The sequence below is a fragment of the Planococcus circulans genome (assembly GCF_020023385.1).
Lineage (GTDB): Bacteria > Bacillota > Bacilli > Bacillales_A > Planococcaceae > Planococcus.
The window spans coordinates 100,850-115,133 of the sequence record NZ_JAIQCL010000002.1; the positions used below are offsets into that span (position 1 = coordinate 100,850).

Here is a 14,284-nt window from a genome sequence, read left to right on the forward strand (position 1 = left end):
CAGACTCCGGCGCCTAGCTCTTCGGGTCATAAGCCAACCCAGCTGTGCGGCAAAGAACGCCTCTCTGCTGGTCTGCCTTATGCCTGTCAGAGCTGAACAGGCGCCTCCGCTTTTCGGATTGTCCAGACTCCGGCGCCTAGCTCTTCGGGTCATAAGCCAACCCAGCTGTGCGGCAAAGAACGCCACTCTGCTGGTCTGCCTTATGCCTGTCAGAGCTGAACAGGCGCCTCCGCTTTTCTCTATTTCCTATTCAATTCCACTGCATCCCAGATCAGCAGCTTCAGCTCGTCGGTCCGGATTTCGTCGGTTCGGTTCAGCCGGACATGGCGCATCTTTTTGCCGTCGCCTTCCAGGAGTTTGGATTCATCGCGAAGTTCCGCGCCGCGGTAAAAGCCGAAGTTGACGTGGCTTTTGGCGGTTTGCATATAGCACACAAGCCCTTCTTTAGCATAGCTCGGCTTGGACCATTTGAAGCCTTCGTCCATCTCCGGATAAGCCTCAAATACCAATGTGCGCAGCTGCGCTACGATTTCCTGTGTCGGACTTTCCAGGCCTTCGATAAATTCATCTACTTGCGGATCTTTGATTGGATGCATAGACGGACTCCCCTTAATTCGTTTTGGATGATACCAGTAAAAACCGTACATCTTGTTCTGTTAAGTTGAACCAATAATGCTTTTTGCGTGCATCGAACAGGGTTGACTGCTGCGGGGCGAGCTCGGTGCGTTCGCCTTCGACTTCGACAGTCAACACCCCATCCACAACGAATAGAAATTCATAACCGCTGTGAGCGAAGGGGTTGCCTTCTGAATCGCCCGGTTTCAAGGTCACCAGCATCGGCACGAAGTTTGCTTCGTTAATGCCTTGCGACAAATCTTTGTAATAAAACCGTTCGAGGCGTGTGGCCCAATCGATTTCGTCGGTTTCATTCGTAAAAAACAAACTGGGATCTACGTTTAAGGCATCTGCTATTTTACGCAGCGACTCCAACGTCACGCTCGACTTGCCACGCTCGACCTGCGACAGGAAGCTGATGGAGACATTGGTCTTCTCCGCCAGCTCCTTCAAGGTCATCTTCCGCTCCTTGCGAAGGCTTTTTAATGTAATCCCAATCGTTCCGTCAGACATGGAGAAACCCCTCTTTGCTAAATGTTCTGCCTTCATCATACCGTAGATAGGGGAGAAATAAAATTGTGGCAGGATATTGACAGAATATTGCTAACTGACTAAACTGTTGAAAGGGAGAATTAAAGTGTCACTTCAATTATTCGTAAGGGGGAAATAAGATGGATAAAAAGCAAACACGCAAAGTTTTAACGGCAAGTCTCGTGGGGAGTTCAATTGAGTGGTTTGATTATTTCTTATATGGAACAATGGCGGCATTGGTGTTCAATCAATTGTTTTTCGTCAATGAAGATCCAACGGTCGGGCTGATGCTCGCTTACGCTTCTTTCGCGCTATCATTCTTTATCCGTCCATTCGGCGGCATCATCTTCAGCCATATCGGCGACCGCATCGGCCGCAAAAAGACCTTGGTCATCACTTTAAGTTTAATGGGCTTTGCCACATTTGCCATGGGGCTCCTGCCGACCTATCAGGCAATCGGCGTCGCGGCACCGATCCTGCTGATTACGCTTCGCCTGATTCAGGGTCTTGGCATCGGTGGCGAGTGGGGAGGCGCATTGTTGCTTGCGACTGAATATGCACCTCCTGAAAGACGCGGTTTTTTTGGCAGTATCCCGCAGATGGGCGTCACCATCGGAATGGTCATGGGAACTTTAGCGTTATACATCATGACCTTATTGCCGGAAGCGGCGTTTATGAGCTGGGGCTGGCGTGTTCCATTCATCTTGAGTGCGTTCCTTGTAGTCTTTGGTCTGTGGATTCGCAAAGGCATCGATGAGACACCTGAGTTCAAGGCGGTTCAGGCATCGGGGGAAATTCCGAAGTTGCCGATCGTGGATACTTTGAAATACCATTGGCGTGAAGTGTTGATTGCCATTGGTGCAAAAGTTGTCGAAACAGCGCCGTTCTATATTTTCGGAACTTTCGTGGTATCGTATGCGACCACAAACCTCGAATTCTCGAGAACAGCTACTTTGGCGGCCGTTATGATCGCGACGGTCATCACGACGATTTTGATTCCAATCATGGGTTCATTGTCCGATCGTGTCGGCCGCAAAAAGATGTACGTCACGGGATCAGTGGCGATGGCTCTCTTCGCATTCCCTTACTTTTGGATGTTGCAACAAGGATCTGTAACCTTACTGATCGTTGCAACGATTATCGGACTTGGTATTATCTGGGCGCCGATCACCGCAGTTCTTGGCACCATGTTCTCAGAAATTTTTGACGCCAAAGTACGATACACGGGAGTGACATTAGGCTACCAGATTGGTGCAGCTTTGGCAGGAGGAACGGCGCCTTTAGTCGCCACATTCCTGCTGGCGACATTCGATAATTCTTACGTACCGGTAGCGCTTTACATCATCTTGACAGCCGTCATTTCGTTATTGTCTATCTGGACAGTAAAGGATTTGAGCGGCAAACAAGCTCAGCCACAACCAACACTAGTAACAAAAGAAAGCCGCGTGTAAGCGGCTTATTTTTTAGGAGGCTTTACATGCTTATCATCAACGAACAGCAGATTCAGCAGCAATACCATATGGCGGATGCCATCCGTGACGTGACGGAAATGCTGCGCGCCAAGCAGCAGGGGGGGATCAACAGCCCACATCGCACCGTCCTTGATTTTCCGGAACGGCAGGCATCAGCGCTGTACATGCCAAGTGCGGATATGGCGAATAAAATCTCAGGCGTCAAAATCGTCACCATCTTCCCGGAAAATCCGGCGCAAGGCAAGCCGACTACCCAGGGCGTCATCCTGCTATCGGACGGCGATAACGGAGAGCATGTCGCAATGATGACGGCTTCGTATTTAACCCGTTTGCGCACAGGAGCGCTCAGTGGCATCGCGACCGATCTGTTGGCACGCAAGGAAAGCCGTGTGCTGACGGTTATTGGTACAGGCGCGATGGCATTCGAGCAAGTGCTGGGTGTACTCGCTGTACGGCCGATCGAAAAAATCATCCTGGTCAACCGGACACCGGAAAAAGCGGAACGCTTCGGTGAGCGCCTCGTGGCATTCGGTGTCGAAATTCCGTATACGGTCGAAACCATCGTTTCGTCAGCGGTTCAGCAAGCAGACATCATCTGCTGCGCAACGCGGTCGAACGAGCCGGTCTTTAATGGAGAAGACTTGAAGCCGGGCACACACATCAACGGCGTCGGTTCCTATTTGCCGAGCATGCGCGAAATGGACGAAACGACCATCCTGCGGGCGAATAAAATCGTTGCAGATGACATCGCTGGCGTCAAAGACGAAGCAGGCGAGCTGATCCACAGTGTTAACAGCGGTGCCTGGTCATTCGATCAGCTGCATGCCGAACTTGGCCAGTTGGTTGTCGGGGACGTTGCCGGACGCGAAGCCGAATCCGAAATCACTTTCTTCAAATGCGTCGGCGCCGCCTATTTTGATTTGGCCGTCGCCAAAGGCGTCTACAGTAAAGTTCAAGCGAGCGGAGCGGGAACAGAAGTCGAGTTGTAAAATTGAGTTTCAGGAGCATCCCGTAAGCGGCAATTTGCGCTTGCGGGATTTTTAAAGTGAAGGTTTTAGGTGTTTAGGAGAAGATTTTTGGTTTTTACCTGAAGATTTCGAGCTTCTACATGAATATCGCGTGGCTACATGACGAATACAGGTTTCTACAAGAGGATTCGAAGCTTCTATGTGAAGTTTACGAGTTTCTACATGAAGATTTCGAGCTCTTATACGAATGTTGCGTGGCTACATGACGAATCCAGGTTTTTACAAGAGGATTCGAAGCTTCTATGTGAAGTTTATGAGTTTCTACCTGAAGTTTTCGAATGCTTACATGAATATCGCGTGGCTACATGACGAATATAGGGTTCTACAAGAGAGTTTGAAGCTTCTATGTGAAGTTTACGAGTTTCTACATGAAGATTTCGAGCTCTTATACGAATGTTGCGTGGCTACATGACGAATCCAGGTTTTTACAAGAGGATTCGAAGCTTCTATGTGAAGTTTATGAGTTTCTACCTGAAGTTTTCGAATGCTTACATGAATATCGCGTGGCTACATGACGAATATAGGTTTCTACAAGAGAGTTTGAAGCTTCTATGTGAAGTGTACGAGTTTCTACATGAAGTTTTCGAATGCTTACATGAATATCGTGTGGCTACATGACGAATACAGGTTTCTACAAGAGGATTCGAAGCTTCTATGTGAAGTTTATGAGTTTCTACCTGAAGTTTTCGAATGCTTACATGAATATCGCGTGGCTACATGACGAATATAGGTTTCTACAAGAGAGTTTGAAGCTTCTATGTGAAGTTTACGAGTTTCTACATGAAGTTTTCGAATGCTTACATGAATATCGTGTGGCTACATGACGAATACAGGTTTCTACAAGAGAGTTTGAGTCTCCAATGTGAAGTTTACGAGTTTCTACCTGAAGTTCTCGAATCCTTACATGAATATCGCGTGGCTACATGACGAATACAGGTTTCTACAAGAGGATTCGAAGCTTCTATGTGAAGTTTACGAGTTTCTACATGAAGATTTCGAGCTCTTATACGAATGTTGCGTGGCTACATGACGAATCCAGGTTTTTACAAGAGGATTCGAAGCTTCTATGTGAAGTTTATGAGTTTCTACATGAAGTTCTCGAATGCTTACATGAATATCGTGTGGCTACATGACGAATCCGGGGTTCTACATAAGAGTTTGAGTCTCCAATGTGAAGTTTACGAGTTTCTACATGAAGTTTTCAAGCTCCTACATGAACTTGATGCGGCTACATGAAAAATATGGCTTTCTACATGAGATTCAGCAACTTCTACATGAATTTTTTCCGTCTCTATGGGGATGTCCGCTACTAGTAGTTCCCACCATCCAAGTTCAAGCCCATCAAAAGAAGCAGTTCGCTTGCGCAAACTGCGTTTCACTAAGTTGTATCGCTGTCTGGTTAGAGTTTGTTCATTAGAAGAAAAAGGTGCCTGCTTCTTAGGGACAAAAACAAATTTCGTCACACTGCAATTTAATGCAAATCCACAACATTAAAGCGCATTTATAATAAAACAAGGTTTACAAATAAATATAAAGAATTTACATGAAAAAGTTACTCTCTTCATGGTGTTTTTGTATAATGATGGAAAGCAGCTGCGAAATTTCAATAGTAAGCGATAAGATGCAGCTTTAGCAGCCGTACCAAACTGGCAACGAAATTGTACCCGGGGCTGGATCACGGGTAGACAAAAAAGAGTTCTATTCCATCAACAGACTGAACAGAATCCTCGCGGAGATTAAAAACAAAGATAAAAGCAATACGCCGAAGCGCATTGCTTTTATTCCTCGATATGGCCGATGGCTTTTGCAGGATTGCCGCCGACGATGGAATTGGCAGGCACATCTTTAGTGACGACAGCACCCGAAGCGATGACCGCATTGTCGCCGATGGTGATACCGGGATTGATGACAGCGCGGCCGCCGATCCAGACATTGTGGCCGATGGTGACCGGCTTGCCGAATTCTCTGCCGGAATTGCGGACCGCTGGATGGAGCGGGTGGGTCGCCGTGTAGATGTGGACACCCGGTGCAATCATACAGTTGTCGCCGATCCGAATTTCGCAGACATCCAGAAATACACAATCGAAATTGGCATAGAAATTTTCACCGACATGGATGTTGAACCCGTAATCGCAGCGGATGGTCGGTTCAGCATGGAGGAGTTCGCCGGTCGAGCCGAATAGTTTTTTCAGCAGGGTGGTTCGGTCCTGGCCATCCATTTCAGTGGTTTCGTTGAACAACCGACTGAGCCGCCGGGCGTTCATGCGGTTTTGGCGCAATTCGGAATCCTGCGGGTCGTACATTTCACCCGCCTGCATCTTTTCTTTTTCCGTTTTCATTCGTCAACCTCCTGCAAAAATAATGGTAAATCGATTGTATCATAGCTAATTCGTAAAATATTTAGTAAACTTATGGAATATTCTTTATAATAGAGAGACAGGAGTGGGAATTATGAAAGCGATTGACAACAAAGTCACAGGCTACAAAGGAATCGAGGTTCCTTATACGGTCGTGTTGACGGAAGATTACACAAAAAAATTAGCCATCTTTTTGCCGGGTGCCGGATATACCGCAAAGAGTCCACTGTTCCATTTTGCAGAAGAGATTTTTTTAAATAAAAACTACGATGTCCTGCGGGTCAATTACCAGTACACGGACAAAGCGTACAACGAATTCACCATGAAGGAATTGTCCGAAGCGATTGTCCATGATGTGCGCTTGGTGATCAGTGAAGTGCTGAAAGGCAGAAACTATCAGGAATTTTACTTGATTGGAAAATCGCTTGGCACCATTGCGATGAGCGCCGAAATGAGGCGTTCTGAATTCAGCGAAGCCAAAGCCATTTGGGTGACGCCGTTATTGAATCAGCAAGAAGTCCTCAATACAATGGTCAACAGCAAAAATCCGGCGCAATGCTACATCGGCGACAAAGATCGCTACTACTCGCCAGGTGCATTCGAATTGCTGAAAACCAATCCGAACCTGGAATCGACCTTATTGCCCGACATCAACCACCGATTGGATTGTGAAAACGATCCACTCAAATCCATTGATGCCTTAAAGCAGATCATCGCTGGGATCAAGAACTTTTAATGGGAAACCGTCCGTGTAATTGCGGTCGGTTTTTTTGATGGGCTTCTACCAGCACAAGTCGCCTCGCTACATGACGAGGCGAGGCTTTTACATGACGAATCGGCGTTTCTACCGTAATCATCACTCTCTACATGATGTTACCGGGCTTCTACCAGCACAAGTCGCTTCGCTACATGATGAATTGAGCGTTCTACATGAACAATCCGCGTTTCTACCGGGATCACCACTCTTTACAGGAGGTTGCTGGGTTTCTACAAGCGCAATTTGCCTCGCTACATGAATAAGTAAGGTTTCTACATGAAGAGTCAGCGTTTCTACCGGAATTGCCACACTCTACCGGAATTCGCCGGCTTTCTACAAGCACAAAACGCGCTGCTACATGAAGAGTCGACTGTTCTACATGAACAATCAACGTTTCTACTGAAATCGTCACTCTCTACCGGAAGTTATCGAGTTTCTACAAGCACAAAACGCGTCGCTACATGAATAAGTAAGGTTTCTACATGAACAATCCGCGTTTCTACAGGAAAAGAAACTCCATAAAAGCATCCCACCAAAACATGCTATAAACTTTGAGCTATTTTAAATCGAAGTTCATGCGAAAATGGAGACATCGCCAACATTTAGTTGGCAATTCTGCAAATTCATGTATGATGTTAGAATAATATTCACTTTAAGGGGAAGAGGGGATTTTGATGGCAGAATGGTGGAAAAAGTCGACGGTGTATCAAATTTATCCGAGGAGTTTCATGGATTCGGATGGAGACGGCATCGGCGACATTAGAGGCATTATTCAAAAACTTGATTACTTGCATGAGCTTGGGGTGGACATTCTTTGGTTGTCGCCGGTCTATGATTCGCCGAACGATGACAATGGCTATGACATCCGTGATTATTATCAAATCATGAAAGAATTCGGCACCATGGCGGATTTTGATGAATTGCTGGAAGGGGTTCATGCTCGCGGCATGAAACTCGTTATGGACCTTGTCGTCAATCACACATCCGATGAACACGAATGGTTCAAAAACCATCCCGACTTTTACATATGGCGCGACGAGCCGACGAATTGGCGTTCATTCTTCAGTGGCTCGACATGGGAATTCGAGAAAGAACGCGGCCAGTATTACCTGCATTTGTTTTCCAAAAAGCAGCCGGATTTAAATTGGGACAATCCGGAATTGCGTGAAGCGGTCTACGAAATGATGCGTTGGTGGCTCGATAAAGGGGTAGATGGCTTCCGCATGGACGTCATCAACATGATTTCAAAAGTGCCGGTCATGCATGATGCACCGGGCGGCGACGGCAGCCATCAATTCATGAATGGTCCGAATGTCCACACCTACTTGAGAGAAATGAACCAGCAGGTGCTGTCGCAATACGATATTGTTACGGTCGGTGAAATGCCGGGCACAACGCCGAAAGAAGCGCGCGAGTACACGGCTGCAGAAAACCGCGAACTCAATATGATTTTTACATTTGAACATATGGGGCTCGATCAGGCATCTGGCGAGAAATGGGATTTGAAGCCGCTGAAATTGACGGACTTGAAAGAGAATTTGGAAAAATGGCAGCATGGCCTCCATGATGAAGGCTGGAACAGTTTATACTGGAACAACCACGACCAGCCACGCATCGTTTCCCGTTTCGGCAACGACACGGACTACCGTGTGGAATCGGCGAAGATGCTCGCTACATGCCTTCATTTTATGCAAGGAACGCCTTATATTTACCAAGGCGAAGAACTTGGGATGACCAATGTGCGCTTTGATTCGATTGCCGATTACAAAGACATCGAAACAGTGAATATGTACGCGGAAAAAAGCGAAGCCGGTATTCCGCACGCTGTCATTATGGAGAAAATTCATGTTAAAAGCCGCGACAACGCCCGGACGCCGATGCAATGGTCGGCTGAGCCGAACGGCGGATTTACAACCGAGACGCCTTGGCTGAAAGTGAACCCGAATTACACGGAAATCAATGCTCTGCAGCATAAAGATCCAGAGTCGATTTATCAGTATTACAAAAAACTGATCGGTTTCCGCAAAGACATGGACATCATCACGCACGGCAATTTTGAACTGCAGTACCGCGAAGACGATGAACTGTTTGCCTACACGCGTTCATGGAATGATGAATTGCTGACGGTTTACTGCAATTTTTCGGACCAGCCAAAAGCGGCAGCTCGCCCTGAAGGCCATGTGCTGATCGGCAATTACTCAGCTGATGCCGGTGAAGGGGATATTTTGTTGAGACCGTACGAAGCGGTTGTTTATTACAAATAAAAGCGTAAATGGAGGAAAAGCTATGGCAAACGTATTAGGCGTCGACATTGGTGGAACAAAAGTCCGCATGGGTGTCATTGATGACAAGGGACAGATTTTATACGACGAACAGATTCCAACCGAGATTCCGTTGTACCCGTATCTGGAAGCGAATATCCTGCGCATGCTGGAGGCGAGGCCAGAAATCGATGCAATCGGCATCGGCACACATGGCTTTGTCGATCCGAAGCAAGGCAAAGTCATCTATGCTGCGGAAACATTACTGGGCTGGACCGGCACACCAGTTAAGGAATGGCTGGAGAAGGCAACAGGAAAGCGCGTCGAAGTGGAAAACGATGCAAATGTTGTCGCACTTGCGGAAGCGAAGTTTGGTGCGGCGCAAGGACTGGACCGCGTGGTCGTCTTAACGCTCGGCACAGGCCTTGGCGGTGGCGTGTTATGGGACGGAAAGCTTTTGAGCGGCGGCCCTCATGGAGGAGCAGCTGAACTTGGCCATATGATCCTTTATCCAAATGGCGTGAAATGTGCATGCGGAAGACTGGGCTGCAGCGAAATGTACGTTTCCGGCACGGCATTGCGCCGCCGGATCCGCGAAGCGGGGCTGGACATCACGCCGCCTGAACTGTTTGAGAATGCGGAGAAAGATCCGGCAGCAAAAAAAGTAGTGGAAGAGTTTACAGGCGACTTGGCCCTTGTCATCAGCAGCCTGCAGGCAGCATTTGATATGGAAATGGTCATTATCGGCGGCGGTGTTTCCGAAGCAGCGGACTTATGGATGGAGCCTTTCCAACGGCAGCTCAAACCGATGTTATTGAATCCGTTGCAAGTGGAAGTGGCGCGTTTTGAAAACGATGCAGGCATTTTAGGTGCTGCATTGCTGGTGTTGGAAAATGAATGATCCGCAGAAAAGCAGTGACGGCCTAAGAGCTGTTGCTGCTTTTTTCTGCTCGTGCTAAAACGCAAATTAAGCAAAAAAAAAATGAAATAATTTTAAATTACATATTGTGCAAACGTTTTCATGGTGGTATGATACAAATAATTAATTATTGGAAACACGCTTCAGAGAGTTTCCATTTTTTATTTACGACTTTGTGCAAACGATTGCATAAAAACCAAAAGGGGGAGTTTGGGATGAAGGATTTTAAGTTCAGCAAGGGGTTAGTGGCATCATTGATGTTGTCGGCAGCAGTATTGGCGGGGTGCAGCAGCGACGGGGAAGAAGCTTCAGGTTCAGGAAGCGAAGATCAGGTAACGGTTGATATTTTCCAGTTCAAAGTGGAATTTAAAGACCAGTTTGAAGACGTAGTGGCGCTTTACGAAAAAGAGAACCCGGACGTCAATATTGAAATCACTACCGTCGGAGGCGGAGAAGATTATGGCGCGGCACTTCGTTCACGCTTTGCATCCGGAAACGAACCGGCAATCTTCAACATCGGTGGACCTCAGGACGTTGCGGACTGGAAAGACAATTTGTCTGACTTGGCTGAAACAAAAGCAGCGGGAGCCGCACTTGAAGGCACGCTTGACGGCGTAACGGTTGAATCTGAAGTGCTTGGACTTCCTTATAACCAAGAAGGATACGGCTTTATCTACAACACACGCCTGTTTGAAGAAGCTGGAATTGATCCAGCGTCGATCACAGATTTCGCATCACTTGAAGAAGCTGTGAAAACATTGGATTCGAAAAAAGACGAATTGGGACTTGAATCGGTTTTTGCTTTCCCAGGAAAAGAAGCCTGGGTAACAGGACTTCACTTATCGAATACATTCTTGGCACCTGAATTCGACAACAATGTATTGGCGGCATTTGACGCAAAAACTGTCGACTTTAAATACGCAGACGGGTACAAGAAAATCGTCGATCTGCAAAACGAATATTCGAAACAACCGACTGTGAGCCTTGATTATTCTCAGCAAGTCGAAGAATTGTTCTCTCTTGAGCGTGTAGCGATCATCCAACAAGGAAACTGGGCTTACGGCTCAATCGCTGGAATTGACCCTGAACTTGCAGACAGCGGTGTCGGCCTGATGCCGATTCCTGTAGAAGGTCTGGATAACGCAGGCTTACCGGTTGGCGTACCGATGTACTGGGGCGTAAACAAACAAGCGGACGAAGATGTCATCAGAGAATCAAAAGAATTCTTGGATTGGCTTTATACTTCAGACGCTGGAAAAACAGCGGTAGTGGAAGACTTTAAATTCATTCCTGCCTATGAAGGGTACGATACTTCAAAAATCTCCGATCCAATGTCGAAAGCGATTTATGATGCATCCGAGTCAGGCAACACAATCGGTTGGGTGTTCATGGGCTATCCGACTGGATGGGGTGAAGATGAACTTGGCGCAAGTATCCAAAAATACTTGAGCGACGAAGCAAGCTGGGACGAAGTCATCGAATCAGCTAAAGAAGCTTGGAAAACAAGCAGAGCTGAATAATAACATAACAATCCGGTTTTCATCATGAGCGTGATAAACAAAGTAGCCTCTGTGCTACTTTGTTTTGTTACCGGAGCTTTCATGGAATGAGTTAAGGAAGGAAAGGTGCCTACATGCGTACAAAAGATTTATCCTATTGGTTGTTCCTCGCCCCCGTTTTACTTGCGCTAACGCTGGTTGTCATCGTTCCGATGCTGCTTGGAGTTTATTATTCATTCACTTCCTGGAACGGTATTGTAACTGGTGAATTCGTCGGTTTACAAAATTACATTGATTTGTTCAAAGATGAGCGGTTCTTGGATTCTCTGTGGTTCACAACAAAATTCTCGATTGTTTCAGTTATCCTGATCAACATCATCGGACTGTCGCTGGCATTGCTAGTGACGGGACGCGTCCGTTCAAGCAAATTATTGCGTACAACATTCTTTATGCCGAACTTAATCGGCGGATTGATCTTAGGATTCATTTGGCAGTTCATTTTCATCAAAGTGTTCGCCAGTGTCGGTGAAATTATCGGCATGGAAAGCCTGCAAGGGTGGCTGTCTACAACAGACACGGGATTCTGGGGCTTGGTTATTTTGATGAGCTGGCAGATGGCGGGGTACATCATGGTCATCTACATCGCTTATTTGGAAGGGATGCCGAAAGAATTGCTGGAGGCTTCTGAAATTGACGGAGCTTCCACATTCCAGCGTTTCCGTTACATTGTCTTCCCGCTGGTAGCGCCGGCGTTCACGGTCAGTATGTTCCTGACGCTGTCCAACTCGTTTAAATTGTATGACCAGAACTTGTCGCTGACAGGCGGCGGACCTTACAACTCAACTGAAATGGTGGCAATGGAAATCTTCAAGACTGCGTTCACACAAAATGCCTTCGCCTATGCGCAGGCCAAAGCGGTTATATTCTTTGTCATCGTTGCCATCATCGCTCTTGTTCAAGTTTATCTGAACAAACGCAAGGAGGTTGAAATGTAATGCGGAAAAAGTGGGACATCAAACTGGAAGTCCTCGGGGGATTATTAGCACTTTTATGGCTGGCCCCTTTTTATCTCATGTTCGTCAACTCGTTCAAATCAAAAAAAGAAATATTCATGGATACCATCAGCCTGCCGGCAGAATGGAACTTCGATAATTACATCACCGCTTTCGAAGAGCTTGATTTTATGCGTACGCTTTTCAATTCACTGCTGATCACTATCGTCAGCGTGGTTTTGATCATCGTCTTCTCTGCGATGGCTGCGTATGCGCTGTCCCGTGCGAAAAGCAAACTCAGCACGGTGCTGTTTTTTGTATTCGTTGCAGCGATGTTGATTCCATTCCAGTCGGTCATGATTCCGCTCGTGACGGTATTTGGCCAATTTGAAATGCTGAACCGCGGCGGCTTGATTTTCATGTATCTCGGATTCGGTGCAAGCCTATCGATTTTCCTTTACCACGGCGCCTTGAACAATGTTTCGCGCTCGCTGGATGAAGCAGCAACAATCGACGGAGCCAACCGCTGGCAGGTATTCTGGTACATTATCTTCCCGATTCTGAAGCCGATTACGGTGACTGTGGCGATCCTGAACATTATCTGGATTTGGAATGATTACTTATTGCCGTCATTGGTCATCAACACCCCGGGAAGCGAGACAATCCCATTGAAGATGTTCTTCTTCTTTGGGGAATATACGAAACAATGGCATCTGGCGCTTGCCGGCTTGACGCTTGCCATCATTCCAGTTATCATTTTCTACTTTATTGCACAACGTGAAATCATAAAAGGCGTATCGGATGGAGCAGTAAAATAAGGGGGCAGCATCATGGCAGTCACGATTAAAGACGTTGCGAAACAAGCTGGCGTGTCGCCGGCCACTGTGTCCCGTGTCATCGCCGATAATCCACGAATCAGCAGCAAGACCAAACAAAAAGTACGGGAAGTCATGGAAGAACTGGGCTACTTCCCGAATTTCCAGGCCCGTAATCTGGTAGCGAAAAAGAGCCAGACTCTTGGCATCGTTATGGAAAATTCGGCGACACTGGCATTTCAAAATCCTTTCTTTCCGGAAGTGCTGCGTGGCATTTCAACACGTGCGCACGGCAGCCAGTATGGCTTGTATTTGTCGACAGGCGCTACACAGGAAGAAATCCACAGGGAAGTCGTGGAAATGGCACAAGGAAAACGAGTCGACGGCATCATCCTGTTGTATTCGAAAATCGGCGATCCGGTTATGGAATACTTGGGACAATGCGGGTTGCCGTACTCTGTAGTTGGACGTCCGTATAAAGATCCGGAAACCATCTCGTATGTCGACAACGATAACATCAACAACGCCAAAGAAACGGTGGAATATTTGATTAGCCTCGGACATCAGCATATCGCTTTTGTTGGAGGGGCTACGGATTTCGTCGTTTCGCTGGATCGGCTGGAAGGTTACCGGCAGGCACTGGACCAACACGGCATCCCCTTTGTTGAAGCCTACGCAGTGAACCAGGAACTCATGCAAGGCAAGGAACGCGAAGCAATCCGCCAGTTGATGGCGCTCGACGTGCCGCCGACAGCCATCGTCACACATGACGACATGGTCGCATACGAAGTGATCGGCTACCTTGAGGATCTGCAAATCAGAGTACCCGAAGACATTTCCATCATCGGTTTCAACAACCACGCCATTTCAAAACATTTAAAGCCGCCGCTCAGCACCGTAGACATTTCCATTTATGAACTCGGGCTGCATGCAGCGGAATTGGTATTAGAGAAAATAACGGACGAATCGGTGCCTCCAAAGCAAGTCGTGGTTTCATCCCGGCTGATTGAAAGAGGATCTTGCCGCCGTCTTTGAGAG

At 47.2% G+C, this 14,284-nt stretch carries 12 protein-coding genes; 9 read left to right on the forward strand and 3 right to left on the reverse strand.

Features of this window, described 5'->3' with window-relative positions; translation table 11 throughout:
* Window positions 1-239: 239 nt before the first annotated feature.
* Both K8U60_RS04715 and K8U60_RS04720 read right to left on the reverse strand, forming a co-directional pair.
* Window positions 240-596 carry a DUF1801 domain-containing protein gene (locus K8U60_RS04715; RefSeq protein WP_223635136.1) on the reverse strand — a complete coding sequence of 119 codons (357 nt, stop codon included), beginning with the start codon at window positions 594-596 and terminating at the stop codon, window positions 240-242.
* A 13-nt stretch (window positions 597-609) separates the two neighbouring features.
* On the reverse strand, window positions 610-1,128 hold the full coding sequence (locus tag K8U60_RS04720; RefSeq protein ID WP_223635139.1) for a helix-turn-helix domain-containing protein: 519 nt from the start codon (window positions 1,126-1,128) through the stop codon (window positions 610-612).
* A gap of 158 nt (window positions 1,129-1,286) precedes the next feature.
* Here K8U60_RS04720 and K8U60_RS04725 point away from each other — a divergent pair, with 158 nt between their 5' ends.
* Together K8U60_RS04725 and K8U60_RS04730 are read left to right on the forward strand one after the other, a co-directional pair.
* Window positions 1,287-2,597, forward strand: coding sequence for an MFS transporter (locus K8U60_RS04725; RefSeq protein WP_223635142.1), 1,311 nt, complete (start codon window positions 1,287-1,289; stop codon window positions 2,595-2,597).
* A gap of 26 nt (window positions 2,598-2,623) precedes the next feature.
* Window positions 2,624-3,607: an ornithine cyclodeaminase family protein gene (locus K8U60_RS04730; RefSeq protein WP_223635145.1), complete on the forward strand. Its 984-nt coding sequence runs from the start codon at window positions 2,624-2,626 to the stop codon at window positions 3,605-3,607.
* Window positions 3,608-5,424: 1,817 nt separating this feature from the next.
* On the opposite strand, the gene K8U60_RS04735 is transcribed toward K8U60_RS04730, so the two are convergent.
* Complete coding sequence (locus K8U60_RS04735; RefSeq protein WP_223635147.1) at window positions 5,425-5,985, reverse strand: maltose acetyltransferase domain-containing protein; 561 nt, start codon at window positions 5,983-5,985, stop codon at window positions 5,425-5,427.
* A gap of 112 nt (window positions 5,986-6,097) precedes the next feature.
* Between K8U60_RS04735 and K8U60_RS04740 the strand changes: the two genes are divergently transcribed.
* The 7 genes from K8U60_RS04740 to K8U60_RS04770 all read left to right on the forward strand — a co-directional run bounded on the left by K8U60_RS04740 (window position 6,098) and on the right by K8U60_RS04770 (window position 14,281).
* Window positions 6,098-6,739, forward strand: a complete 642-nt coding sequence (locus K8U60_RS04740) for an alpha/beta family hydrolase (RefSeq protein ID WP_223635149.1) — start codon at window positions 6,098-6,100, stop codon at window positions 6,737-6,739.
* Between the two features lie 695 nt (window positions 6,740-7,434).
* Window positions 7,435-9,024 (forward strand): glycoside hydrolase family 13 protein, encoded by a 1,590-nt coding sequence (locus K8U60_RS04745; RefSeq protein ID WP_317851905.1) that lies wholly within the window; start codon window positions 7,435-7,437, stop codon window positions 9,022-9,024.
* Window positions 9,025-9,046: 22 nt separating this feature from the next.
* Window positions 9,047-9,922: an ROK family protein gene (locus tag K8U60_RS04750; protein ID WP_223635153.1), complete on the forward strand. Its 876-nt coding sequence runs from the start codon at window positions 9,047-9,049 to the stop codon at window positions 9,920-9,922.
* A gap of 233 nt (window positions 9,923-10,155) precedes the next feature.
* A complete protein-coding gene (locus K8U60_RS04755) occupies window positions 10,156-11,460 on the forward strand; it encodes an ABC transporter substrate-binding protein (protein WP_223635156.1) in 1,305 nt (434 codons plus the stop codon).
* 113 nt (window positions 11,461-11,573) lie between these two features.
* Complete coding sequence (locus tag K8U60_RS04760) at window positions 11,574-12,434, forward strand: carbohydrate ABC transporter permease (protein ID WP_223635158.1); 861 nt, start codon at window positions 11,574-11,576, stop codon at window positions 12,432-12,434.
* Window positions 12,434-13,249, forward strand: coding sequence for a carbohydrate ABC transporter permease (locus K8U60_RS04765; RefSeq protein WP_191716359.1), 816 nt, complete (start codon window positions 12,434-12,436; stop codon window positions 13,247-13,249). Before K8U60_RS04760 ends, K8U60_RS04765 begins: the two co-directional genes overlap by 1 nt.
* A 12-nt stretch (window positions 13,250-13,261) precedes the next feature.
* Window positions 13,262-14,281: a LacI family DNA-binding transcriptional regulator gene (locus tag K8U60_RS04770; protein WP_223635159.1), complete on the forward strand. Its 1,020-nt coding sequence runs from the start codon at window positions 13,262-13,264 to the stop codon at window positions 14,279-14,281.
* Window positions 14,282-14,284 lie beyond the last annotated feature (3 nt).